The organism is Shewanella sp. SW24 (assembly GCF_025653395.1).
GTDB classification, from domain to species: Bacteria; Pseudomonadota; Gammaproteobacteria; order Enterobacterales; family Shewanellaceae; genus Shewanella; species Shewanella oncorhynchi.
In genome coordinates this window covers 1-26,136 of sequence record NZ_JAKKSH010000016.1, presented here as the reverse complement: position 1 = coordinate 26,136, position 26,136 = coordinate 1, and the positions used below count along the sequence as shown (strand labels likewise).

Below are 26,136 nucleotides of genomic sequence, written 5' to 3'. Positions count from 1 at the left end.
TTTATTATAGATATACTTGCTAAACTATAAGCCTGCACCAGCAGTACATTGTTCTAATGTCGCCCCCGCACCTGCGCTAACAATGGCGTATGTAACTCTACCTTCAGGAGATATAGTTGCAGTAAGTGTACATGAACCTTCCGCAAAAACTAACGTCCCACCAATTCCTTCGGCAGTCAGTTCGGTTAACGACATTCCGGGGGAAGCAGCAACATCAGCTGGTAAAGTATCGCAACTAATACCTGATTGCGTACATGTAACAGCTTTAGTTGTATATGATGCAATAGCTTTCATGGCTGCACCACCATGAGCCGAACCAACATAATCACGATAAGCTGGCAATGCTACAGCTGCCAAAATACCGATAATGGCGACTACGATCATCAGTTCGATCAGAGTAAAACCCTGAGCTTGTTTCTTTAAATTCATGGCCTTCATTTTTCTCTCCAGCTAACTATTTAGTGACTTACTGTGGTTGAATAGAGTGTTTAACCTAACCGCTGTTTTACTCTATAAATTGTTTTATCTCATCAAACTTTATTACTCATTTATGTCAATAAAATCATTTATATGATCTATGTAACATTAACAGTACACCGATGATCTTGAATGACCCATGTGTAATGACTCATGCTGATTTATCCAAGCTCGCTTTGCTAAATTAGCACTAAGTTAATGCTGGGTTAGCACTTGTTTGAATAAATTGTTTCGGCAACCGCACCTTAGGCTAACGTTTTCAAAAATATGCCTCTCAAAAAACGTGAACTAGACAATTTTAAAAAGAATCCCAGTGCTGACCTTAGGTGAGGTTGACCAAACGGCCATCTCGCCTTGGTAAAAGTTAGTACAAAGTTAGGTAAAAGGAAACAAAAATTAAGTATAAAGTACTAATAAAGTGTTGTTTTTGTATAAAAGGCTAACTTATCGACAGGTTAGGTTATAACAACTTTTTGACAATGTCAGTTTAGCTGGCGTGTCTCTCTATGTTGTCAAATTGGTGACATAAAATGGTGACGGGGTGAGTGCATCGTGAGGGGGAATGCTGAGTATGATAGTGCAGGCAGGATTTCGCATTTGGTTTGCAGGAACCCTACAAAACAAAGGCATTTCGCCTTAATATTTTATGAGTGGAATGTGCTTACGGTACTTTGCGAGAACATTCCACTGCCAGTTATTAACATCTAGCGGTTTTAAGCTTTTAATCTGAGTGATAAATCTAAGGCGCGAACATGCTTAGTGAGTGCGCCAACTGAGATATAGTCCACCCCTGTTTTGGCGAATTCGGCTAAGGTATCTAAGGTGACATTACCAGAGACTTCGAGCTTAGCGCCGGCGCCTTTAGCCTTATATTGATTGTTCATTTCAACCGCTTCGACCATCTTAGTGATGTCGAAGTTATCTAACATTATGATATCTGTGCCAGAGTCGAGTGCTAAGGCGAGCTCTTCGAGTGACTCAACTTCGACTTCAACGGGTTTATTCGGGTACAAACTGCGGGCGGTATCTACGGCTTGGCGAATACCGCCACAGGCCATAATGTGGTTTTCTTTAATCAAAAAAGCATCATATAAACCAATGCGATGGTTTTTTCCGCCGCCGCAGGTGACGGCATATTTTTGTGCCGTGCGTAGGCCTGGAATCGTCTTGCGAGTATCCAACAAGCGAGTGTGAGTCCCCGCCAGTTTATCGACATAATGTTTGGTTAAGGTGGCAACACCAGAAAGTGTTTGAATAAAGTTCATTGCCGTGCGTTCGCCAGTGAGAATAGCGCGCGCAGGACCTGATAATTCACATAATAGCTGGTTGGGTAATACTAGATCGCCATCATCCACATGCCAATGCAGTGCGACTTCGCCACCGAGTTGGTTAAAAACCTGCTCTGCCCATGCTTTACCACAAAAAACGCCTTCTTCACGGGTGATTAAAGTGGCTTCAGCGTACTTATCGGCGGGGATCAACATTGCTGTGATGTCGCCATAAGCGATGGCTTTGGTTTGATCGTTGATTTCGGTGCCACCTAAGTCTTCACTGAGGGCGGATTTTACTGATTGGCGGATATCGTTTTCTAACATAAGTGGAGTCCTTGCATTACGGCCTACTTGCATTTTAGGTTAAGATTACCACGGCCTTAGGTCCCACGGAACAGGTTGGAAGATTGAGCAAAAGGAGTAAGCTGCAGCCTTATTTGAATTGAGAGTGGATGGTTTGTTCCATGATCTCAATATTAAAAGATAGCTCAGTCAGTAAGTTCCGTGTGCAGGGTTTCTTCTTTGCTTGGAGGAATACTGTTAGAGTAAGGCGGTATATGTGGCATAGAGGATAAGCTCATAATGCGGTTTGATTCGGGTTGGTGTGATAGTGCGAGGCGTTGTGAGTCGCCACATTTTAATCAACGTCCCTTGAATGAAGTGAGTTTGTTAGTGATCCACAATATTAGTCTGCCCGCAGGCTGCTTTGGATTACCTTACATTGATCAATTATTTCAAGGGTGTTTAGATACTAATGCCGATTCCAGCTTTGCACCGCTCAAGGGCTTACAAGTGTCGGCGCACTTTTTGATCCGCCGCAATGGCGAGCGTGTCCAATATGTAAGCTGTAATGACAGGGCTTGGCATGCTGGGGTGTCTCGTTATGGTGAGAGAGAGAATTGTAATGATTTTTCCATTGGTATTGAACTGGAAGGCACAGATACTGAGCCTTACACTCCTGAGCAATATCAGTCACTCATCGAGTTAACACAAGCCCTACTGGTAGAATATCCATTGCTGAGTATTGAACGGATTGTGGGTCATTGTGATATTGCGCCAATGCGGAAAACGGACCCTGGGCAAAGTTTTAATTGGGAAGGATATTTAGGCAAGTTAAAGGAATATATTTAGGCGTTGTGCTCTTAGTTAATCACTTAACTTTTTGGATTTTAGACGTATTCCATATAAACCTAGACTATTTATGGACAAATTATAGAGGTACACCCATGGCATTATTTTCACTCTTGGTCGCCATTTTAGTGGAGCGACTTAAATTTCTTCCTTCATCATGGCAATTTGATCGTTTACTGCAATCCTATCAGGCAACATTTTTTGGTGATAAAGCATCACTGACAAGCGTGATGATGGCGTTGGCGTTAGTGCTACCAGCCTTGTTGGTATATGTTTTATCTTGGTTAGTGGCGGGAATGTTTTGGGGCTTATTAAGTTTAGCTCTATGGATTGTTGTGGCAGTGGTTTGTTTTAACCATCAGAAACAGCGTGATATTTTCAAAAAATATATGCAAGCGGCTTGTCGCTCAGATGTCCAAGCTTGTTACCATTATGCCGCTGAACTCGATTGTAGCGAGTGTTTAGATGCTGTATCCGAGAAAGACCTAGGTGCCAAAGTGGGGCAAAGTGTTGCTTGGATTAACTATCGTTATTATGGTGCCGTGGCGCTGTTTTTCATTTTTTTAGGTCCAGTCGGTGCGGTACTGTATTGCACGGTACGTTTTTATGCCGAAGAGAATGCCCGTAAATCTCTAGAGCTACCCTTAGTCAACGAAGTGATTACGATACTGGATTGGTTACCGAGCCGGATTTTCGCCTTTGGTTATGCCTTAAGTGGTCAATTTAGTGAAGGTTTAGCGGCGTGGCGCCGTAATGGATTGGCCTTAAATGTGAGCGCTCGCACTGTGGTTGCTGAAACGGCATTAGCGGCACAACCTTTACCTGAGGTCGCAAGTGCACCTATATGTGTACAATCAACCTTAGCATTATTAGTGCTCAGTAAACGTAACTTTACACTTATTGTTGCAATACTTTCATTACTGACCATTTTCGGATTGGTGAGCTAAAAGAAGGATGCTTCGCTGTTAGAATCGAGAACGCTTCGCTGCTAGGGCGTCGTAGTGCTCCTTCTAGTCTAGAATCTAGAGCCTAGAATCTATCCGCTGCGCTTTTTGCAGCGCCTAGTAGGGCGAAGCCCGTGCTTTTGTCAAATGGTCTGACCCCATAAACATTTTTTTCCGCTATGCTCTCTCTTCGTGAGTGCTTTTGATCGAGATCGCTTTTAAGGAGTGATCTTCAATCTGGACATCAAAACGCTGATTTGATAAAGTGCGCTCACTCAAAAAAATTGGTAAGACCAATTTACAACGGAGCTGAGCGCCTGATGGCCTATAGTAAAATTAATCAGCCAAAAATTTCTGACGTGATCATGGCGCAATTAGAGCAAATGATCTTAGAGGGGAGTTTACAGCCCGGTCAGAAGTTACCGCCTGAACGCGAACTGGCGATCCAGTTTGAAGTGTCTCGACCTTCTTTGCGTGAAGCTATTCAAAAGCTTGAGGCAAAAGGACTGTTAATGCGCCGCCAAGGCGGTGGTACTTATGTCAAAGAACAACTCTGGCAGACCCTTGCCGATCCTATTGTTGAACTGATGAATTCAGATCCAGAGAGTCAGTACGACTTACTGGAGTTCCGCCATGCCACCGAAGGCATGATGGCCTATTTTGCGGCCCTGCGTGGTACCGACGCCGATATGCAAAATATCAAGCGTATGATCCTCGAGGTGGAAGCCGCCACCGATATCGAACAAAAAGCTGCTGCGATTGTGCGTTTTTATCGTGCTGTGGCGGAAGCGTCACATAACGTGGCTATGTTACACCTCGTTCTTAGTTTAACCCCTGTGCTGCATCAAAATGTGGCGCAAAACCTGGAGCTTTTAAGCCGCCGCGAAGAAGCTTCTACTATGGCTAACGATCACAGACGGGCCTTGCTCGCTGCCATCGTTCGTCGTGATCCCGACGCCGCCAGAGAAGCCTCGAATGAACACTTAAGTTACATCGAAGAGGTGATGTTATCTGTGCGGGAAGAAGATAGCCGGTTGCAGCGAAGCTTGCGCCGTTTAAAGAGTGGCGCTTAAGTTCTGTGATTTAGCTGCCAGCTAAATCGGAATATGCCGCAAACACCATTCATTATCATGTATATAGAGAAGGACAGTGTCATGTCTGAAGATATGCTACAAGACGTAGATCCGTTAGAGACTCAGGAATGGGTTGATGCCCTGCAAGCCGTGTTGGAACAGGAAGGCCCAGAGCGCGCGCATTTTTTACTAGAAAAGCTGATCGATAAAGCGCGTCGTAATGGCACTCACTTGCCTTATAACGCCACAACGGCTTACCTGAACACTATCCCTGCGGGTCAAGAGCCGCACATGCCTGGCAACCAAGAGATGGAACGTCGCATTCGCGCCATCATCCGTTGGAACGCTTTAGCTATGGTGCTTCGTGGTTCTAAGAAAGATTTAGAATTAGGCGGCCATATTTCAAGCTTCGCCTCAAGTGCGACTATTTATGACGTATGTTTTAACCACTTCTTCCGCGCACCCAATGAAAAAGACGGTGGCGATTTAGTGTATTTCCAAGGCCATATCGCCCCTGGTATTTATGCGCGTTCATTCTTAGAAGGTCGCTTAAGCGAAGACCAACTGGCTAACTTCCGTCAAGAAGTGGATGGCAAGGGTCTGTCTTCATACCCACATCCAAAACTGATGCCGGATTACTGGCAATTTCCAACCGTTTCTATGGGCTTAGGTCCTATCCAAGCGATTTATCAGGCGCGTTTCCTGAAATATCTGACTGACCGTGGTCTGAAAGATTGTTCAGCACAAACCGTTTACTGTTTCTTAGGTGACGGTGAGTGTGACGAGCCAGAAGCCTTAGGTGCGATTGGTTTAGCGGCCCGTGAAGAATTAGATAACTTAGTCTTCATCGTTAACTGTAACTTACAGCGTCTTGATGGCCCTGTACGTGGTAACGGTAAGATCATCCAAGAACTTGAAGGCGAATTCCGCGGCGCAGGCTGGGAAGTCGTTAAAGTGATTTGGGGTCGTTACTGGGATCCATTATTAGCCCGTGATACAAGCGGTAAGTTACTGCAGTTAATGGAAGAAACCGTTGACGGTGAATACCAAAACTGTAAAGCCAAAGGTGGCGCTTATACTCGCGAACACTTCTTTGGTAAGTATCCTGAAACGGCAGAAATGGTTGCTAACATGTCAGATGATGACATTTGGCGCTTAAACCGTGGCGGTCATGATCCAGTGAAAGTGTACGCTGCCTTAGATCACGCACAAAAAACCAAAGGTCGCCCAACGGTGATTTTAGCTAAAACCGTAAAAGGTTATGGCTTAGGTGATGCGGGTGAAGGTAAAAACATCGCTCACAACGTGAAGAAAATGGGTATCGAGTCTATCCGTTACTTCCGCGATCGTTTCAATATTCCGATCCCAGATGACCAGTTAGAAGATCTGCCTTTCTATCACCCAGGTCCAGATTCTGAAGAAGTGAAGTACATGATGAGCCGTCGTGAAGCGCTGCATGGTAGCGTGCCACAACGTCGTCAAAAGTTCACTGAAGAGATGGAAGTGCCGTCACTGAAGATTTTTGATTCGATTTTACAGGGCTCTAACGGCCGTGAAATTTCATCGACTATGGCATTCGTTCGTGTTCTGACAGCTCTGCTGAAAGACAAGAAAATTGGCAAAAATATTGTGCCAATTATTCCTGACGAAGCTCGTACTTTCGGTATGGAAGGTTTGTTCCGTCAAGTGGGTATTTATGCTCACGAAGGCCAAAAATATATTCCGCAGGATTCTGACCAAGTTGCTTACTACCGTGAAGATAAAACCGGCCAAGTATTGCAAGAAGGGATTAACGAACTCGGCGCTATGTCTTCATGGGTATCAGCAGCGACGAGCTACTCAGTCAACGATACACCTATGATTCCGTTCTACATCTACTACTCAATGTTCGGTTTCCAACGTATTGGTGACATGGCTTGGGCAGCGGGTGATATGCGTGCTCGTGGTTTCTTAGTCGGTGGTACTTCAGGTCGTACAACGCTTAACGGCGAAGGTTTACAGCATCAAGATGGTCATAGCCACGTATTGGCGAACACTGTCCCTAACTGTATTACTTACGATCCAACCTACGGCTACGAAATCGCCGTTGTGGTACAAGATGGTATCCGTCGTATGTACGGCGAAAATCAAGAAGATATCTTCTACTACTTGACCACAATGAACGAAAACTATGAGCAACCAGCCATGCCAGAAGGTGCGGAAGTGGGCATAGTGAAAGGTATCTATAAGTTAGAAACGGTTGCGGGCTCAGGTAAAGGCAAAGTGCAGTTAATGAGCTGTGGCACTATCCTTGAACAAACCCGTAAAGCGGCGCAAGCACTGGCGAAAGACTTCGGTATTACTGCCGACGTATTTAGCGTAACTAGCTTCAACGAATTGACTCGCGATGGTCAAGCCGCTGAGCGTTGGAACATGCTGCACCCAACCGAAACGCCAAAACAAGCCTATATCAGCCAAGTGATTTCAAGTGATGCACCTGCAATCGTCGCGACTGACTATATGAAGATTTACGGCGAACAGTTACGTGCTTATATTCCTACCGATTACAAAGTGTTAGGTACTGACGGTTTCGGTCGTTCAGACAGCCGCGAGAATCTGCGTCACCACTTCGAAGTGGACGCTAAGTTCATCGTGATTGCGGCACTGAAATCACTGGTTGATCGCAAAGAGCTGCCTGTCGATGTGTTAGCAAAAGCCATTAAAGAATATGGTATCGACGCTGACAAGATCAATCCACAGTACGCGTAAGAGGCAATGAAAATGGCTGAATTAAAAGAAGTTTTTGTTCCTGATATCGGCGGCGATGAAGTGCAAGTGATCGAAATTTGTGTGGCTGTGGGTGATACCTTAGCTGCAGAAGAATCGATTCTTACCGTCGAAAGCGACAAGGCGACTATGGATATTCCAGCGCCTTTCGCCGGTGTTTTAGCCGAATTGAAAGTGGCTGTGGGCGATAAAGTATCTGAAGGTACTTTGATTGCTATGATGCAAGCGGCGGGCGCGGCAGCAGCCGCTCCGGCTCCAGTTGCAGCACCCGCTCAGGCGGCACCAGCATCTGCACCAGTTCAAGCGGCTCCTGCCCCTGTGGCTGCTGCTCCTGCTATGGGCGCAACCAAAGTGGTTGAAGTCACTGTGCCAGATATCGGTGGCGACACTGATGTATCGGTTATCGAAGTCCTGGTTGCTGTCGGTGACAAGATTGAAGTTGATAGCGGTTTAATTACCCTAGAAACAGACAAAGCGACGATGGACGTGCCATCACCTTTCGCGGGTGTGGTTAAAGACGTTAAAGTTGCGGTTGGCGATAAAGTGTCGCAAGGCTCTTTAGTCATCATGCTTGAAGTGGGCGGTGCTGCACCTGCTGTGGCTCCAAGCGTTAGCGCGGCAGCTGCAACTGTGGCTCAAGCTGCTCCTGCCGCTACGGTAGCGCCAGTGGCTACTGCACCAGCGGCAAGTGTGGTTGCGGTAAAAGAAATTCAAGTGCCGGATATTGGCGATGCCAGCAATGTCGATGTGATCGAAGTGCTTGTGTCTGTCGGTGATGAAATCACTGCCGACCAAGGTTTGATTACGCTTGAAACTGACAAAGCCACCATGGAAGTGCCAGCGCCATTTGCCGGTAAACTGCTGTCTTTGACTGTTAAAGTGGGTGACAAGGTTTCTCAAGGTAGCGTCATTGCGACGATTGAGACGACTTCTGTTGCAACAGTAAGTGCTCCAGCACCTGCTGCACAAGCGGCGGCTCCTGCTCCAGTGAGCGTGGTGCCCGTTGCAGCTCCAACACCAGCAAGCCGTCCTCCAGTACCCCATCACCCAAGCGCAGGTACACCTGTGTCTACTGGTGCGGTACATGCGTCTCCTGCTGTACGTCGTTTAGCCCGTGAGTTTGGTGTCGACTTGACCCAAGTGACAGGTTCTGGCCGTAAAGGTCGCATCATGAAAGAAGACGTACAGGCGTATGTTAAATACGAACTGTCGCGTCCGAAAGCGACTGCGGCAACTTCTGTTGGTTCAGGTAATGGCGGCGGTCTGCAAGTGATTGCAGCACCTAAAGTTGATTTCAGTAAGTTTGGTGAAGTGGAAGAGATTCCATTAAGCCGTATCCAGAAGATTTCTGGCCCTAACTTACACCGCAACTGGGTGACTATCCCTCACGTGACTCAGTTCGATGAAGCTGATATCACTGAAATGGAAGAGTTCCGCAAGCAGCAAAACGATGTAGCGGCGAAGAAAAAAGCCGATTACAAGATCACGCCTTTAGTGTTTATGCTGAAAGCTGTGGCTAAAACGTTGCAACAGTTCCCTGTGTTCAACTCGAGCTTAAGCTCTGATGGCGAATCACTGATCCAGAAAAAGTATTTCCACATCGGTGTGGCGGTTGATACGCCAAACGGTTTGGTTGTGCCAGTCGTGCGTGACGTGGATAAGAAAGGCATTATCGAGTTATCTCGTGAACTGGCTGATATCTCTATCCGTGCCCGTGATGGCAAGCTGAAATCTGCTGATATGCAAGGTAGCTGTTTCACCATTTCAAGTTTAGGTGGTATTGGCGGTACGGCGTTTACGCCTATCGTGAACTACCCAGACGTGGCGATTTTAGGTGTGTCTAAATCTGAAATTAAGCCTAAGTGGAATGGTAAAGAGTTCGAACCTAAATTGATGTTGCCGCTGTCACTGTCATACGATCACCGCGTGATCGATGGTGCCATGGCTGCACGTTTTAGTGTAACGCTGTCAGGAATTCTGTCCGATATTCGTACTTTGGTTCTGTAAGCATATAAGGCTGCTCATCTTGAGCAGCCTTTTGTTTATTGTGATCAGTATCAAACACAGGTTAAAATGCGCCCACCTTACGCGCTGGCGCATTTTCGGTTGGCAGGATAGCTCCTCCAACGGATTGAATGAGAATTAGAGGAAAACATGAGTAACGAAATCAAAACTCAGGTAGTGGTATTAGGTGCAGGTCCTGCAGGTTATTCTGCGGCTTTCCGTGCTGCTGACTTAGGTCTGGAAACCATCATAGTTGAACGTTTTAGCACTTTAGGTGGCGTGTGTCTTAACGTGGGTTGTATCCCATCTAAAGCCTTACTGCACGTTGCTAAAGTTATCGAAGAAGCCAAAGCGGTTGCCGCTCACGGTGTGGTCTTCGGCGAGCCAACTATCGATTTAGATAAGTTACGTGGCTTTAAAGAAAAAGTCATTGGCCAATTAACTGGCGGATTGGGCGGCATGTCCAAAATGCGTAAAGTTAACGTGGTTAACGGTTTTGGTAAATTCACTGGCCCTAACACGCTAGAAGTGACTGCTGAAGATGGCACTGTGACTAAAGTGACTTTCGAGCAAGCGATCATTGCAGCGGGTTCTCGCCCAATCAAACTGCCATTTATTCCGCATGAAGATCCACGTATTTGGGATTCGACTGACGCATTAGAACTGAAAGAAGTTCCAGGCAAGTTGTTAGTGATGGGCGGCGGTATTATCGGTCTAGAAATGGGTACTGTGTACGCATCTTTAGGCAGCCAAATCGACGTGGTTGAGATGTTCGACCAAGTGATCCCTGCGGCTGATAAAGATGTGGTTCGCGTATTTACTAAGCAAATCAAGAAGAAATTCAACCTGATCCTTGAAACTAAAGTCACAGCGGTCGAAGCCCGTGAAGACGGTATCTATGTTTCTATGGAAGGTAAGAGCGCGCCAACTGAAGCCGTTCGTTACGATGCCGTATTAGTGGCTATTGGCCGTGCACCTAATGGTAAGTCGTTAGATGCTGAAAAAGCAGGTGTTAACGTTGATGAGCGTGGCTTTATCAAGGTTGATAAGCAACTGCGTACTAACGTACCGCACATCTATGCAATTGGTGACATCGTTGGTCAACCTATGTTGGCTCACAAAGGCGTGCACGAAGGCCACGTAGCGGCTGAAGTTATCGCTGGCATGAAGCACTACTTCGATCCAAAAGTCATCCCATCAATTGCTTATACTGACCCTGAAGTCGCTTGGGTTGGTTTGACTGAGAAAGAAGCGAAAGAGCAAGGTATTGCTTACGAAACCGCAACTTTCCCATGGGCTGCAAGTGGTCGTGCGATTGCGTCAGATTGTTCTGAAGGTATGACTAAGCTGATTTTCGACAAAGACACTCACCGCGTGATCGGTGGTGCTATTGTGGGTGTTAACGGCGGCGAGCTGTTAGGCGAAATCGGTCTAGCGATTGAAATGGGTTGTGATGCTGAAGATTTAGCATTAACCATTCACGCTCACCCAACACTGCACGAATCAGTCGGCTTAGCGGCTGAAATGTACGAAGGTTCTATTACTGATTTGCCAAACCCAAAGGCAAAGAAAAAGTAATTTAGCTGTCGATTAAAAAAGCGCTCACTTGAGCGCTTTTTTATTGCCTGTATTTTTTTGTAACTTTTATGTAAACAAGCGGATGAATTGAAGGGATTGAGCTGCTACAGTACAGTTATACCCAAGCGACCTCAAAATACGAGTTTCAGAGCGCCCAGGGTGCTTCAATTCAAGGCGCATCAATGAAAAAATGTGGCCACCTTTTGAATTGATGCAACACGGAAGTGGAGTGCCCTGGGTGCTCCGTCCCGGCGGGTTTTAACGCACTTTATGCGGTGTTGGCTATTTTTGACTTAGCCCACTAGGCCTGCAAATAGCCGTCTTGCCTAAAGTGCGTTAAATTCCCGCTGAATGCTGCATTTTGAGGTGGTTTGGGTATATGTATGAAGTAAGTTGTCACATGCAAACAAAAATAATTAGAACAATTCTGACATGTTTCATCCTTTCACTGATTAGCGTCCATTCGGCTTGGGCGGGCGGCTTTGTGCAGCGTGTTTTTACCGATAGAGACGGTTTAGCTGTCACCAGCATCCGAGGTTTAGCCTTAGATGACTATGGTTTTGTATGGGCAGCGACTGAGCAGGGCTTGTATCGGGTCAGTAATTCTAAGGTGCGGCGCATTGATAAAATTGGCACGGAATCACGGCTTGCGGATGACTTTTTAACGACAGTGGTAAACATCGACCGAGACAAGTTATTGGTCAGCACCAATGCCGCGATTTACCTTTACGATATAGTACAAAATCAATTTACCGCGTTTGGTTCTCCCTATCTATTCCCGCAGTTTCCAGGTGGTGCGCTGATATCGGCAGCCCGCAAGAATAGCAAAACATGGCGATTATTAATTGATAATGGTCAGATCTATGAGTTTTCCCCTTCAAAGTCTGAACTGCGCCTTATCACCCAATTAGCTGTTAATCGCGACCTTCCTTGGCGCAAGTTATTGCTTATGCCCAATGGACACATGTTGGTTGCGGGGCAGTTGCAACTAGAGCTCCTCGATAACAAGGGCGAACGGCTGTTCCAATACCCTTGGACCGAATCTATGGGCAGTATTCTCGATATGTTGGAGGATACTCAACATAGGATCTGGATTGCGACAGGGCGTGGTGTTTATCAATTAGATCAAATCGCTCATCAAATTACACCTGTGCCAGAATTACCCGATTGGAGCACAGCGATCATTGAAGATGCTAAAGGGTATTTGTGGTTTGCCAGTCGTATTGGCTTGTTAAAATGGTCGCCTGAGACGCGGTTGATTGAGAATTATCAGCAAGAGTTGAAGGCTGAGGCCAACATGGAAACGCTGAAAGCCATGTTGTTTGATGATGCAGGCTTGATGTGGGTTGGAGGCTCTGGTGATGGATTGGCATTGTTAGCGTCACCGCCTGATTTCATTCTTGATACTTATGCGGCAGATGAACCCTATCAGCTGAGCGATGCCATGACTTGGTCTGTACATGCCAGTGATGAAGGGGTTTGGCTCGGTTCTTCCAGTGTAGATTTTGTTGCTAAGGGCAGTAAAAAAGCGGTTAACATTCCGATTGAGGGGTTTAATCCCCACGAAAGTATTTATGATATTAGTGAGTTTGAGGACCATTATTTACTGATCTCAACAACCAGTGGTCTTTTTGTTATTGATAAAGAGACCTTGCAAGGAAGTAGTTTTTCTAAATGGACTCACGGTCAGGATGACTTTAAAAATAAGCTCATATATAAAACTTATCGGGATCCCAAACTGAAAGGACGCGTCTGGATTGCGACTACCACGGGACTCTATTTTTGGGAAATGGGACTCTATGAGCCCCAGCCATTTGATATTGATAAGTCATCGAACGAATTTGATGGCCCCAAGCGGCCAGTGATCCGCACGATTTATCGTACCTCTGACGGTCGTCTTTGGGTTGGCGGTAAAAAAGTCTTTGGTTACATAGACAGTCAAAACGAGTTTCATGATCAACGGCACTTATTTAATGCTTTTGCGGCACAACCAACGATTAGCCATATTGAAGAAATGTCCCCGGGAATTATCTGGTTTGGTTCTTATGAAAAAGGTTTGTTTGAATATCAGCAGCAGGCGGAATCGTTAGTTTCACTGACTTCCGAATGGCAATTAAATTGTAGTTCAGTGTTTTTTATTCAAAAGACCCCTAAGTCAAATCTTGTGGGTTGTGCTGATTCTTTGATTCGTCAGGATATTCAAACTGGCAATATCGCCATGTTTAATCAACTCGATGGTTTGATTTCCGATGAAATGAACGAGGGCGCTTATTTTTATTCGCCAAAAACAGGCTTTTACTTAGGAACACCTGAAGGTGTGATGCGACTCGATGTCAATAGGCTGGTCAATCGTATAACCGATGACCATGTGATGCTTGAATCTGTCTCTGTGTACTATAACAACACGACAGAAGTATCCTTGTTGCCGCGTAACCTGATGACCATCAAACCCGATGCGAATATGGTGAGTTTTCAAATCACTAACTTAGATTACCTCGATGATTCGCCAATTCAATTTAAATACCGATTACGTTATCAGGATGAAGATAGCCATTACGTCTTGTTGCAGGGGGAATCTCAGATCAACCTCGCAGGATTAGCGGCGGGTGGCTATGTGTTAGATATTTTGAGTCAAGTTAATGGGATATGGTCAGATAAGCCGTTCTCTTATCCTTTTTATGTTGAGCAGCATTGGTGGTTATCCCAAGGTTTTAAAGGCATTTTGCTGCTGTTATTTTCAATTATTGCTTTAAGTCTTGCTTGGTATCGACAACGACAGATCAATACCTTTAAGCAGATGAATCTGGCATTAACGGAGAGTGAGGACAGGTTAAGGCAGTCTTTGCGCGGCAGTGACTCAGATCTCTGGGAGTGGCATAAAAATACTCAGGCATTTCACCTTGATAATCGCGGTTCGGTGCTTGGTACGCATGCCAATGAGATTGTGGTGAGCTTAGAGGATTTGCCTGTGCATCCGCAGGATAGGGAGAAAGCTCTCGCTCAGTGGGATAACATGATGGCGGGTGAGATTGACCGATTCGAGGCCGAATATCGCTATCAGCGTAAGGACGGTAATTGGGGGTGGCTGAGGGTTAGAGGGCGGCCAGTTGCTCGCAATAAGCACTCAAATGAAATTGAACGGGTCGCGGGTATTTATAGCGATATTACTGTGCAACGCCAGCTAGAAGATGAAATTAATTTATTGGCGAAAGCGTTTGGCAATACCTCTGAAGGTGTGTTGATTTTAGATGTCGAAGGCGGTATTCGCGTTGCTAATTACGCTGCGCAACAAATTATTGGTATAGATTCTGACGACTTAGTTGGGCAACCATTTGCACAATTCGTACAGATGAATGACGGATTAGCATCGGAGATTAAGCAACTTCTCCGTGATAGTCAGTCTTGGACCGGAGAGCGGGAGTTAATCCGCGCCAATCAGCAACTCTGTCCAGTGTGGCTAAACGTGTCGGTGATGCAAAGCATTAACGGGAAAGTAACCCACTATGTGGTGGTATTTTCTGATATTACGGAGCGTAAACGTACTGAAGCCGATTTACGCCGTTTGGCTAATTACGATGTGCTTACTGGGTTGCCAAATCGCTCCTTATTTTCTAGCCGTCTATTACAGTCGATTCAAGCTGCGCAACAAACAGGTGAGAAACTGGCGCTACTGTTTTTAGATCTCGATAGATTTAAGCATGTTAATGATTCCTATGGTCATAGCATGGGCGATGCACTGTTGGTCGAAGCATCAAGCCGACTGCAATCTTGTATTTCCAGCGAGCATTTACTCTGTCGTTTTGGTGGCGATGAATTTGTGATTTTACTCCGCAATGCAAACAGCATTGACGATATTAACCATGTCGCCGAGCGCCTGTTGGAGCAAATTGTCGCGCCTTTTAAGTTGTATGGTCGGGAATTTTATATTTCGACCAGTATAGGCATCAGTATTTGGCCCGACGATGCGGTGCAGCCTGAGGCTTTTATCAAGAATGCCGATCTTGCTATGTACCATGCCAAAGAAGAAGGGCGAGGCAATTTTCAATATTATTCCTCGGAGCGTAATGCTCAAGCCCTCTATCATTTACGGCTTGAAGCCGATTTACGCAAAGCGATAGAGCGGCAAGAGTTCGAGCTTTATTACCAGCCGCAAATTGATATTTTGCGTAATGATAAGCTCATAGGAATGGAGGCATTAATTCGCTGGAAACATCCGCAAGACGGCTTTATTCGCCCCGATATTTTCATTAAAGTTGCTGAGGCTTGCGGTTTAATTGTTGATATTGACCGCTGGGTATTAAGACAAGCCTGTGTGCAGGGGGCCAATTGGACTAAGCGCTATGGCTCGGGCTTTAAGTTGTCGGTTAATATTTCGGCGGTGCATTTTAGGCAGCCAGATTTTATTGAAGATATCCAAAGAATTTTACAAGAAACCCAAATGCCAACTGCATCTTTAGGATTAGAAATCACCGAAGGCGTATTGATGAAGGAGTTGCATGTCGCTAAAGACCATCTGACTCGATTGAAATCTTTGGGGATCGAGGTTGCCATCGATGACTTTGGTACTGGGTATTCTTCACTGGCTTATTTGCGTAATTTTGAAGTCAATACCCTAAAAATTGATCGCTCCTTTTTAATTGATATCGCCACTAATACCGCAGATCAGGCGATTGTGAGCAGTATTATTGAATTAGCCCGTAACCTTAAATTAAATGTGGTTGCTGAAGGGATTGAGACGGTTGAGCAGTTAGAGCAAGTCTTTAGCCGTGGCTGTTATATTATTCAAGGGTATTATTTTGCTAAACCTATGTGCGTTGATGATTTTGAGCGCTATTTAGAGACAGATAACAAAATCGTCTCTATTGATCATTAAGCTAGAAACATAGTCTATTATTGGCTCGCGAATACTTAATATTTGTACCGCTGATGGGCAATCGTCTGCACGATATAAGCCAGTGAGCTTGAGATGTAAACGTTATCGTCTTCAGTGGTGATGGATATTTTGTTTAGCGGTTTATTCAATTAAACTTCATCTGTTTGTATAAAGAGTACACAAACTTATCACTAGTCGGTCCAGATAAAATATGACTGACGGTTAAATCGATAAGTTTGTTAATATAACTCGGATTTTTATCCCATAAAAAGTAGCCTCACATGATGCGTCAACTACTCGCTTCTATTATTTTGTGTTTGTGTGTTACCCCGTCTTTGGCTGCAGAGCGCCTTAAAATTGGTGTCGTACTAAGTGGTGGTGGTGCTAAAGGCGCTGCTCACGTGGGCGTGCTCAAAATATTAGAAGAACATAACATCCCAGTCGATTACATCGCGGGCACCAGCATAGGTGCCTATGTCGCTGGCATGTATTCACTGGGTTACAGTGCGAGTGAAGTGGAAGCTATCATGATGGGGGTCAACTGGGACAGTGGTTACTCGGACACCATACCGCGCAATATTTTGAGTTACAGGGATAAACAGTTACGCGACCGTTACAATATTCCGTTAAACATTGGCTATAACGAAGGCCAAGTGAGGGCGCCAAGTGGTCTGCTACGTGGACAGACTATGTCGCAACTTTTACGTCAGTCGACGGATCTGGTGCAGCAATTTGGTCATTTTGATGATTTAGCCATTCCCTACCGAGCGGTTGCAACCGACTTAGAAACTAGCTTACCTGTGGTTATTAGTCACGGCAGTATGGTTAAAGCCATGCAAGCGTCTGCAACTGTACCTGGTGCACTTCAGCCCGCACAAATTGAAGGCAAGTTATTGGTCGATGGTGGTATTGCTAATAACATGCCCGTCGATGTGGTTAAGGCCATGGGAGCCGATATTATTATCGCCGTCGATATTGGCTCGCCTCTGGTTAAAAAAGATAAATTAGACAGTACTATCGCAGTGCTTGATCAGCTCTCTAATTTTTTGACCAATGCCAGCACTGAAAAACAAAAACAATTACTGACAGATAAAGATGTATTGATCCGACCCGCGATTGACGCCCTCAGCACCACTGATTTCACTATTATGCCGCTAGCATTAACCCTTGGAAAAGAAGCCGCTAATGGTCAGCTTTATAAGTTGAGCAGTATGAGCGTGAGCCCCGAGGAATATGCCGCCTACGTCGAGGCTAAAAAAGCCAAAGGTAAATTATTAATGGCGGATGTACGTCATCCCATTAATGAAATCGTATTTGAAAACCAATCTAAGGTGAGTTTGAATCTCTTGACGGAAACCTTGAATATTAAACCTGGGCAAGCTGTATCTAAAGACGAGCTTAATGAGGCGTTAAAGCGTATTTACTCCCTCAATAAATTTGAACGTGTCGATGCTGAATTTGTAGAAGGTGAGGATGGCCGCATACTCACTGTCACTACTAAGGCTAAGTCTTGGGGGCCGAATTATTTCCAACTGGGCTTTAATTGGGAGGATGACTTTAATTCAGAATCTGCCATCAGTTTTGATATGGCTTATACCATGACCGATTTGACCTTTAATGGTGGCGAGTGGCGCAATGAGGTCAAACTCGGCATTGAAAAGTTGTTTGCAACTGAGTTTTATCAGCCTTTAGACAGGGACCAACAGTTCTTTAGCCGTGCCCGCTATCAATACGATACCCGTGATTGGGACTTATACGATAATAACAGTCGTATCTTAACCTTCGACAAGAAAACCCATACGATTGAATTAGGCATAGGTTATAACTACACCTTACAAGGGATGATTGAGTTAGGCTTAGTCGCAGAGAAGGGGTCGATAGTCAATGATGTTTGGTTAACGCAGGACTTAGATTTTAGTTCCTATGGTGCTTACTTTAGGTTCGGTTACGATAGCTTAGATAGCATTAGCTTTCCAACATCAGGTAATCGCGTAACCTTAAACGTCTACGTGCGTAATGAAGATTTCAATGACAGTATCGACGATAATCAAAACCAATTTAGCGTGCAAATAGAGGCCGACTGGAAAGGTGCCTTGAGTGTCGGTAACCACGCTTTTGTTGGTAAGGCATCGATTGCTACCAACAATAATGATGGTGTCAATACGCTGCATTTATCCGAATTGGGAGGATTCTTAAACCTGTCTGGTTACCATAAAGACTCAATTATGGGCGCACATAAAGTGTTTGGGGCCTTTATTTATCAATATGATCTCGGGCGTGATGCGCTAGGCATGACAGATTATCCTCTATACCTAGGTTGGAGCTTAGAGGCGGGAAATGTCTGGGACGAGCGTACTGACGTCACCTTGACCGATCTGATTTATGCATCGAGTCTTTATATCGGTACAGATACTTCCATGGGACCTGCGGCACTTGGTTTTGGGATCACAGATCTTGGCGATAAGTCTTTCTATTTATTTGTGGGTAAAAACTTCTAGTTTGATATTTGTGTAAAGAACTTAAGGGCATGACTGAGGTTGTGCCCTTACTTTTTGGTCGATGGAAAAACTATAAGCGTCATCCCTATGGAAGTTCTCTTGCCGAAATAGCTAAGAGTGTCGCTAAAGTGTCATATCCTTTTACAAAATCTTACTACTGTGAGGCGTGCCAAGATGCTAAGGTTTTGCGGGAAAAATAATAACTCTCAACGGAAGCTGGGGAAAACAATGAAGAAGATAAGCACACTGGCACTGAGTATCGCCTTGAGTTTAGGTTTAGCGGCTTGTAGTACTGAGCCTAAAACTGAAGCCGTCGCGGTGTCTGGCATTGAATTGCAAAACTTTGATGCCTCAGTCCGCCATCAAGATGATTTCTATTACAGCGTTAATGGAAAATGGTTGGCAAATACGCCTATTCCAGCTGACAAATCTAACTATGGCGCGTTTTCTGTGTTGTACGACCAAAGCCAAGATGCATTGAAGAAAATTATCGACGAAGCGGCCGCTAAAAAGAATCCTGCTGCAGGCTCGAATGAGCAGAAAATCGGTGATTTCAATGCCAGTTTCATGAATACCGATTTGCTTGAAACATTAGGTGTTACTCCGCTTAAGCCATTGCTGGCCGATATCGCTGGCGCAAAAACACACGCTGACTTACCCGCTGTTATGGGCAAATTACTGACGACGGGTTCTGGTATTCCTTTTGGTTTTTACGTCAATAATGACGCTAAAAACTCAACTCAGTATGCGGTGTATTTAAGCCAGTCGGGCCTTACGTTGCCTGACCGCGATTATTACCTTAAAGATGATCCTAAGTTTGCCGCTAATCGCCAAGCCATGGCCAAGTATGTGACAGACATACTGACCGAAGCAGGTTACAAGGACGCTAAACGTGCGGCTAAAAACGTCGCTGATATCGAAATGATGATCGCTAAAAGTCAGTGGAGCCGAGTTGAATCCCGTGATGCCAACAAGGCATACAACAAGTTAGATCGTGCTGAACTGCAAAAGTTAACCGGTCAATTCGATTTTAATGCCTTTGCTGCGAGTGCGGGCTTAGGCGATAAAGTGACTGAAGTGATCGTGCGTCAGCCCTCTTATTTTGAAAAACTCGGCACCAGTTTCGAGACATTCCCAGTATCGGCTTGGCAGGATTATCTTGCGTTCCACTTAGTGGATAGCTACGCCGAGTTACTGAGTAAAAACTTTGTTGATTTGAACTTTGCCTTTAAGAGCAAAACCTTAATGGGTATCGAAGAGCAGCAGCCACGCTGGAAAAAAGCAGTTGATGGCGCCGACCAAGTGATTGGTGAGTTAGTGGGTGAAGAGTACGTTAAGCAATACTTCAAGCCAGAAGCTAAAGCACGCATGGAAACCATGATCAAAAACTTGATCAAAGGTTTTGAAGTCAGCATTAATGAACTTGAGTGGATGACGCCAGAAACCAAAATTGCCGCTCAAGAAAAACTGGCTAAATTTACCTACAAAATTGGCTATCCAGATAAATGGAAAGATTACTCAGGTTTAGATATTAAGGCTGACGAGTTAGTGGGTAACTACATGCGTTACGCTCAGTTTGAATATCAAGACATGATCAACAAGCTAGGCAAGCCAATTGATCGTACCGAATGGGGCATGACACCACAAACGGTGAATGCTTATTACAGTCCAGTGAAAAACGAAATTGTGTTCCCTGCAGCGATTCTGCAACCGCCATTCTTTAATATGGATGCCGATGATGCCGTTAACTACGGTGGTATAGGTGCAGTGATCGGCCATGAAATTAGCCATGGTTTTGATGACCAAGGCGCTAAATACGATGGTGATGGCAACCTGCGTGATTGGTGGTCAGATAAAGACAGAGAAGAGTTCCAAAAACGCGGTAAGCAGTTGTCTGCCCAATACTCAGGTTATGAGGCAATGCCCGGCAAGTTTGTTAACGGTGATTTGACCTTAGGGGAAAACATCGGCGACTTAGGTGGTTTAACCGTAGCGGCACGTTCGTATTTGATGAGCCTTAACGGCAAACCTGCACCTGTGCTCGATGGTTTAACGGGCGAGCAACGCTTCTTTGTGGGTTGGTCGCAAGTATGGCGCCGTAATTACCGTGATGAAGAGCTGAGCCGTCGTTTGCTGACAGATCCGCATTCACCGAGCCATTATCGTGCCATGGGTACGCCACGTAACGTGGAAGCCTTCTATAAGGCCTTCGATATGAAAGAAGGCGATAAAATGTATTTAACACCAGATGAGCGTGTGAAAATTTGGTAATACATTCATTAGATTGAAATAAGAAAAGCCAGACAATGTCTGGCTTTTTTATTGATGATCATAATCTAGGATTCTGCTGATTAATGCCCGTAACCTAAGGATTCAATTTTTGTGACTTTATTATCAGTGGCATACAGGCGACGCATTAAGCGTGTTGGTCCAAAGTCATAGGTCCATTCTTGATACTCAGTTGGCAACTTGCTGGGATCGATCACCCTGTCTCCGTTAGCGTTGAGATAAGTCGCGGGCAGACTGTATTCTCGAATATCACTGGGCGAGCCGCATTTATCCTGCACAGTCGTTAAAGTATCGCCCGTATTGATCACTTGTTGTTTACAGTGCATGGTTTCACCTGCGCTAGCGGGTAAACAGGTGGACATGAGCATTAAGGCCATGGGCAGTATTAAGGACTGGTACTTCACATTGAATTCCTTCTGGTGCATACACCATTCTGTCATTTATCCGTAGGGCAAAGACTAAGCTTATCCGCCCTGCAGAAACTCGGTGTGTTGTGACGTTATTTTGCCAAAATTGTTGTTAATGCCAACAAACTCTCGGCCTGATGATGGGCGATAATCCACTTAGCATCGCCTCTTTGTTCTGGCGCAGGGATCGCGACCGTTTGCATGTTGGCTGCTCTTGCGGCAATTAAGCCGTTAAAGGAATCTTCGATGGCAAGACAACAACGGGGATCAACATCTAACGCCTTAGCGCAATTCAAATAAACTTCTGGGTGGGGTTTGCCATAGGTGAGTCCCTCGGCCGATTGTACTGCCATAAATTTATCACTGAGTCCTAGCTTAGAAAGAACTGCCTCAATAATAGTGTAGAACGACGAGGTCGCTAAGCCGATTTTAAGGCCAAGCGCTTGGCAGTGATCAATCGCTTCGTGGACGCCCAGCATAGCTTCGCCGCTAACCAGAATTTCATTTGCAACTTTATCAACAATCGTTTGGCTGACCTTGGCATTATCATAGTGTGGCCAAGGTGCCTTGTGGTACCAATAATCGACGCATTGATCGATGCGTAAGCCCGTGGTTTGTTGAATCGTTTCTATCGTCACTGGCACGCCGAGTGCGTATAACACTTCATACTCGACTCGCTGCCATAGGGGTTCTGAATCGATTAAAACGCCATCCATATCAAAAATAACGGCTTGAATGCTAAGGGATGTCATTGGTACTCCGATGGACTAAGGAAATAACTGAGATATGCAGTAAATTAAGCCTGAGTGTAAGTTCTCGCACTGCATCTTAAAAGCCAAAATGCAGCAAGATGAGAAAAATTTATACCTATTTGCTCTTGGGCGCGGAAAATTGCTTGTTCGATTTAAAATTAATGAAACATTGTTAACTATTTGTAGTGTATGGTTTTTTGTCTGTTTTCAAACTATTGTCTAATTTCACTTGTTTTAATCTTCCCGTAAGTTGGCATTCGCCGCCGGATTTAGTTCTTATTTCGCTTTTTGCCGAGTGTGACCTGATTCATACTTTTGCAAAGCTGTAGTATACTGCAGGCCGGAAATACGGGTCGATCATGTCGGACTGTCAGCTTCAATTAAGAAGACGTGCAGTTTCGTTGTTAGAGCGCCAAACAAAGAGGAATGTTGCCGTGCTAGAAGCATATCGTAAACACGTCGCAGAACGTGCTGCAGAGGGCGTAGTCCCTAAGCCATTAGATGCACATCAAGTGGCTGAACTGGTTAAGTTAGTTCAAAATCCACCCGCAGGTGAAGAGGCTTTCGTTCTCGACCTGCTTGAAAATCGAATTCCCCCAGGTGTTGATGAAGCTGCTTATGTTAAAGCTGCTTTTTTAGATGCGGTTGCCAAAGGCACTGAAAAATCACCGATTCTGTCTGCTGAGCGTGCTACTGAGTTGTTAGGCACAATGCAAGGCGGCTACAACATCGAACCTCTGATCGCGCAGTTGGATAACCCAGCGTTAGCACCTTTAGCTGTTAAAGCGCTATCTCACACTCTGCTGATGTTTGATTCTTTCCACGATGTGGTTGAGAAGATGGAAGCGGGCAATGAGTTTGCTAAGCAAGTGGTTGAAGCGTGGGCGAATGCAGATTGGTATTTAAGCCGTCCAAAACTGGCCGACAAAGTCACTCTGACAGTATTTAAAGTCTCTGGTGAAACCAACACCGATGACTTGTCACCTGCACCAGATGCATGGTCACGTCCTGATATCCCATTGCACGCGTTAGCTATGCTGAAAAACGCCCGTGATGGTATCGAGCCTGATGTTGCTGGCGCCGTTGGCCCAGTGAAAAAAATCGAAGCATTAAAAGCACAAGGTCATCCATTAGTATATGTGGGTGACGTTGTGGGTACGGGTTCATCACGTAAATCTGCGACTAACTCAGTACTGTGGTTTATGGGCGATGATATTCCATTCGTACCTAACAAGCGCGCTGGCGGTTTCTGCCTTGGCGGTAAAATTGCACCGATTTTCTTCAACACTATGGAAGATGCGGGCGCACTGCCAATCGAGCTTGACGTAAACAAGATGGAAATGGGTGATGTGATTGACATCTACCCATACGCTGGTGTGGTTAAGCGTCACGATAGCGACGAAGTGATTTCAGAATTCAGCTTAAAAACTGAAGTCTTGTTAGACGAAGTTCGTGCTGGTGGTCGTATTCCATTGATCATCGGTCGTGGTTTAACTGACAAAGCCCGTGACGTATTAGGCTTAGGGTTATCTGACGTCTTTGTACGTTCTCAAGACGTAGCTGATACCGGTAAAGGTTATACGCTTGCGCAGAAGATGGTCGGTAAAGCTTGTGGCGTAGCGGGTGTGCGTCCTGGTCAATACTGCGAACCTAAGATGACGTCTGTCGGTTCACAAGACACGACAGGTCCTATGACCCGTGATGAGCTGAAAGATTTAGCTTGTTTAGGTTTCAGTGCTGATTTGACTATGCAGTCATTTTGCCACACTGCGGCTTATCCAAAGCCAGTGGATGTGAACACACATCATACTCTGCCAGATTTCATCATGAACCGCGGCGGTGTATCACTGCGTCCAGGTGATGGTGTTATCCACTCATGGTTAAACCGTATGCTGCTACCAGATACCGTTGGTACAGGTGGTGACTCACATACGCGTTTCCCAATTGGTATTTCATTCCCAGCGGGTTCTGGCTTAGTAGCGTTTGCTGCTGCGACTGGCGTTATGCCACTCGACATGCCTGAATCCGTATTAGTGCGCTTCAAGGGCAAAATGCAACCGGGTATCACACTGCGTGATCTGGTTCATGCTATCCCATTAAAAGCCATTGAACTGGGCATGCTGACCGTTGAGAAGAAAGGTAAAGTAAACATCTTCTCTGGTCGCGTACTGGAAATCGAAGGTCTTGAAACCTTGAAAGTTGAACAAGCTTTCGAACTGTCTGATGCTTCAGCTGAGCGCTCTGCTGCCGGTTGTACTATCAAGTTAGACAAAGAACCTATCATTGAATACCTGAACTCAAACATCACCATGCTCAAGTGGATGATCGCTGAAGGTTATGGCGATCGTCGTACGATTGAACGTCGTATCAAAGGCATGCAAGAGTGGTTAGCCAATCCTGAGCTGATGAGTGCTGATAAAGATGCTGAGTACGCTGCAGTAATCGAAATCGACTTAAATGACATCAAAGAGCCAATCCTGTGTGCGCCAAACGATCCTGATGATGCCGTTTTACTGTCATCTGTTGCGCAAACTAAGATTGACGAAGTGTTCGTAGGTTCTTGTATGACCAACATCGGTCACTTCCGCGCAACCGGTAAGATGCTAGACAAGTTTGCTAAAACCCTGCCAACACGTCTGTGGATTGCACCACCGACTAAAATGGATAGAGATCAGCTGACTGAAGAAGGCTACTACGCGATTTTTGGTCGTGTAGGCGCGCGCATCGAGATCCCAGGTTGTTCACTGTGTATGGGTAACCAAGCACGTGTAGCTGAAGGTTCAACTGTGGTATCGACTTCTACCCGTAACTTCCCTAACCGTTTAGGTACAGGTGCTAACGTTTACTTAGCCTCTGCTGAGCTGGCTGCGGTTGCTGCACTGTTAGGTCGTCTGCCGTCACCTGAAGAATATCAAGAATACGCTAAAGAGTTAGACGCAACTGCAGCTGACACATACCGTTACTTGAACTTTGATCAAATCGAGTCTTACACAAAAAAAGCATCGGAAGTGATCTTCCAGACAGCTGTGTAATCGATTGCCGTTAAGGTAACTTGATGTAAAAAGCCAGCGTAAGCTGGCTTTTTTGTGGGTTTGTTTTATTTCTACATCTATATGCACCAATGAACCCTATCATAGTCATGTAGTCATGCCTTTAGTTCTTACATCATAAACTCGCTACTTACTAATGGTCATGCGTTGTCGTCATTAAAAAATCCATTTAAGCCGATCCGTCGGTCAATCTCGCACTTAGCCCCGTTTCTTCTATTTTCATAACTATCAACAAATCATCTGATGGCTTTTGGCTATACATAATGCGAAACAGAGGCGCAGCCTTGACTGAGTTGTGGATAACTTTGGGGTAAGTGGTGGGTATGGTGTGGCTAGATTAGATAATTAGCATTAACTGCAAATTTCCTTAAAATAGGGGTTGCACAAAATCCTCTGCTGCCTATAATGCGCATCCACTGACACGGCAGACAGCGTTAAGCAGCCTAGTGTGACAGTTCATTGATGAGTTTACTGATTGATGAGTGTTGAGAAAGTTTGCAAAAACTCCTTGACGCGAAACGGGAAATGCGTAGAATACGCAGCCCTAGCTAACTGGAAGCGTTCGGCGCTCAGTGTGGTACTCACCTTCTCTTATGAGGTTGAGTTGCTCTTTAACAAGATAAAACAAGAAATCTGTGTGAGCACTCACAGGTGTTGAGTTAATCGAAACTGCTTAACCTTCGGGTTGGCAGTCAAAAATTTAAATCAATGTAACAATGAGTGTTCATAGTAATATGTACAGTTTGTTTCAGCCCTTCTTTTATAGGGAGTGCGAGAAACAAAAAATCAGAATTCATTGAGCCGCTGAAGTCGCAAGACGGAAGCAACAAAACTTTAATTGAAGAGTTTGATCATGGCTCAGATTGAACGCTGGCGGCAGGCCTAACACATGCAAGTCGAGCGGCAGCGGGAAGATAGCTTGCTATCTTTGCCGGCGAGCGGCGGACGGGTGAGTAATGCCTAGGGATCTGCCCAGTCGAGGGGGATAACAGTTGGAAACGACTGCTAATACCGCATACGCCC

General features: G+C 45.3%; 14 protein-coding genes and 1 rRNA gene. 11 read left to right on the top strand and 4 right to left on the bottom strand.

Translation table 11 applies throughout. The annotated features are described in order from the left end of the window. Positions 1–24 precede the first annotated feature (24 nt). Positions 25–438, bottom strand: a complete 414-nt coding sequence (locus tag L5M17_RS14055) for a prepilin-type N-terminal cleavage/methylation domain-containing protein (protein WP_317629592.1) — start codon at positions 436–438, stop codon at positions 25–27. A 752-nt stretch (positions 439–1,190) separates the two neighbouring features. Further along, positions 1,191–2,072 carry a carboxylating nicotinate-nucleotide diphosphorylase gene (gene nadC / locus L5M17_RS14050; RefSeq protein ID WP_105250404.1) on the bottom strand — a complete coding sequence of 294 codons (882 nt, stop codon included), beginning with the start codon at positions 2,070–2,072 and terminating at the stop codon, positions 1,191–1,193. 258 nt (positions 2,073–2,330) lie between these two features. Here nadC and ampD point away from each other — a divergent pair, with 258 nt between their 5' ends. The 9 genes from ampD (at position 2,331) to L5M17_RS14005 (ending at position 20,886) form a co-directional block, all read left to right on the top strand. Next, complete coding sequence (gene ampD / locus L5M17_RS14045) at positions 2,331–2,879, top strand: 1,6-anhydro-N-acetylmuramyl-L-alanine amidase AmpD (RefSeq protein WP_263142920.1); 549 nt, start codon at positions 2,331–2,333, stop codon at positions 2,877–2,879. 95 nt (positions 2,880–2,974) lie between these two features. Beyond that, entirely contained in the window at positions 2,975–3,826 is an 852-nt protein-coding gene (ampE, locus tag L5M17_RS14040) for a beta-lactamase regulator AmpE (protein WP_263148189.1), read from the top strand. Between the two features lie 317 nt (positions 3,827–4,143). After that, positions 4,144–4,896 carry a pyruvate dehydrogenase complex transcriptional repressor PdhR gene (pdhR, locus tag L5M17_RS14035; RefSeq protein ID WP_105250401.1) on the top strand — a complete coding sequence of 251 codons (753 nt, stop codon included), beginning with the start codon at positions 4,144–4,146 and terminating at the stop codon, positions 4,894–4,896. 81 nt (positions 4,897–4,977) lie between these two features. Then, the gene (gene aceE / locus L5M17_RS14030; RefSeq protein ID WP_263148187.1) at positions 4,978–7,644 is read left to right on the top strand and encodes a pyruvate dehydrogenase (acetyl-transferring), homodimeric type; all 2,667 of its coding nucleotides are present in this window, start codon (positions 4,978–4,980) and stop codon (positions 7,642–7,644) included. 12 nt (positions 7,645–7,656) lie between these two features. Next, on the top strand, positions 7,657–9,669 hold the full coding sequence (aceF, locus tag L5M17_RS14025; protein ID WP_263148186.1) for a dihydrolipoyllysine-residue acetyltransferase: 2,013 nt from the start codon (positions 7,657–7,659) through the stop codon (positions 9,667–9,669). Positions 9,670–9,816: 147 nt separating this feature from the next. Continuing rightward, the gene (gene lpdA, locus L5M17_RS14020) at positions 9,817–11,244 is read left to right on the top strand and encodes a dihydrolipoyl dehydrogenase (RefSeq protein WP_105250398.1); all 1,428 of its coding nucleotides are present in this window, start codon (positions 9,817–9,819) and stop codon (positions 11,242–11,244) included. Between the two features lie 379 nt (positions 11,245–11,623). Next, on the top strand, positions 11,624–16,117 hold the full coding sequence (locus L5M17_RS14015; RefSeq protein WP_263148185.1) for an EAL domain-containing protein: 4,494 nt from the start codon (positions 11,624–11,626) through the stop codon (positions 16,115–16,117). Between the two features lie 281 nt (positions 16,118–16,398). Then, positions 16,399–18,615, top strand: coding sequence for a patatin-like phospholipase family protein (locus tag L5M17_RS14010; RefSeq protein WP_173913156.1), 2,217 nt, complete (start codon positions 16,399–16,401; stop codon positions 18,613–18,615). Between the two features lie 228 nt (positions 18,616–18,843). Next, positions 18,844–20,886 (top strand): M13 family metallopeptidase, encoded by a 2,043-nt coding sequence (locus tag L5M17_RS14005; RefSeq protein WP_263148183.1) that lies wholly within the window; start codon positions 18,844–18,846, stop codon positions 20,884–20,886. 80 nt (positions 20,887–20,966) lie between these two features. On the opposite strand, the gene L5M17_RS14000 is transcribed toward L5M17_RS14005, so the two are convergent. Both L5M17_RS14000 and hxpB read right to left on the bottom strand, forming a co-directional pair. Then, the gene (locus L5M17_RS14000) at positions 20,967–21,308 is read right to left on the bottom strand and encodes a DUF2845 domain-containing protein (protein ID WP_131523423.1); all 342 of its coding nucleotides are present in this window, start codon (positions 21,306–21,308) and stop codon (positions 20,967–20,969) included. A gap of 95 nt (positions 21,309–21,403) precedes the next feature. Next, positions 21,404–22,063, bottom strand: coding sequence for a hexitol phosphatase HxpB (gene hxpB / locus L5M17_RS13995; RefSeq protein WP_263148181.1), 660 nt, complete (start codon positions 22,061–22,063; stop codon positions 21,404–21,406). A 434-nt stretch (positions 22,064–22,497) separates the two neighbouring features. Between hxpB and acnB the strand changes: the two genes are divergently transcribed. Both acnB and L5M17_RS13985 read left to right on the top strand, forming a co-directional pair. After that, a complete protein-coding gene (gene acnB, locus L5M17_RS13990) occupies positions 22,498–25,095 on the top strand; it encodes a bifunctional aconitate hydratase 2/2-methylisocitrate dehydratase (protein WP_263148179.1) in 2,598 nt (865 codons plus the stop codon). 853 nt (positions 25,096–25,948) lie between these two features. Then, positions 25,949–26,136, top strand: a 16S ribosomal RNA gene (locus L5M17_RS13985); the annotation flags it as partial.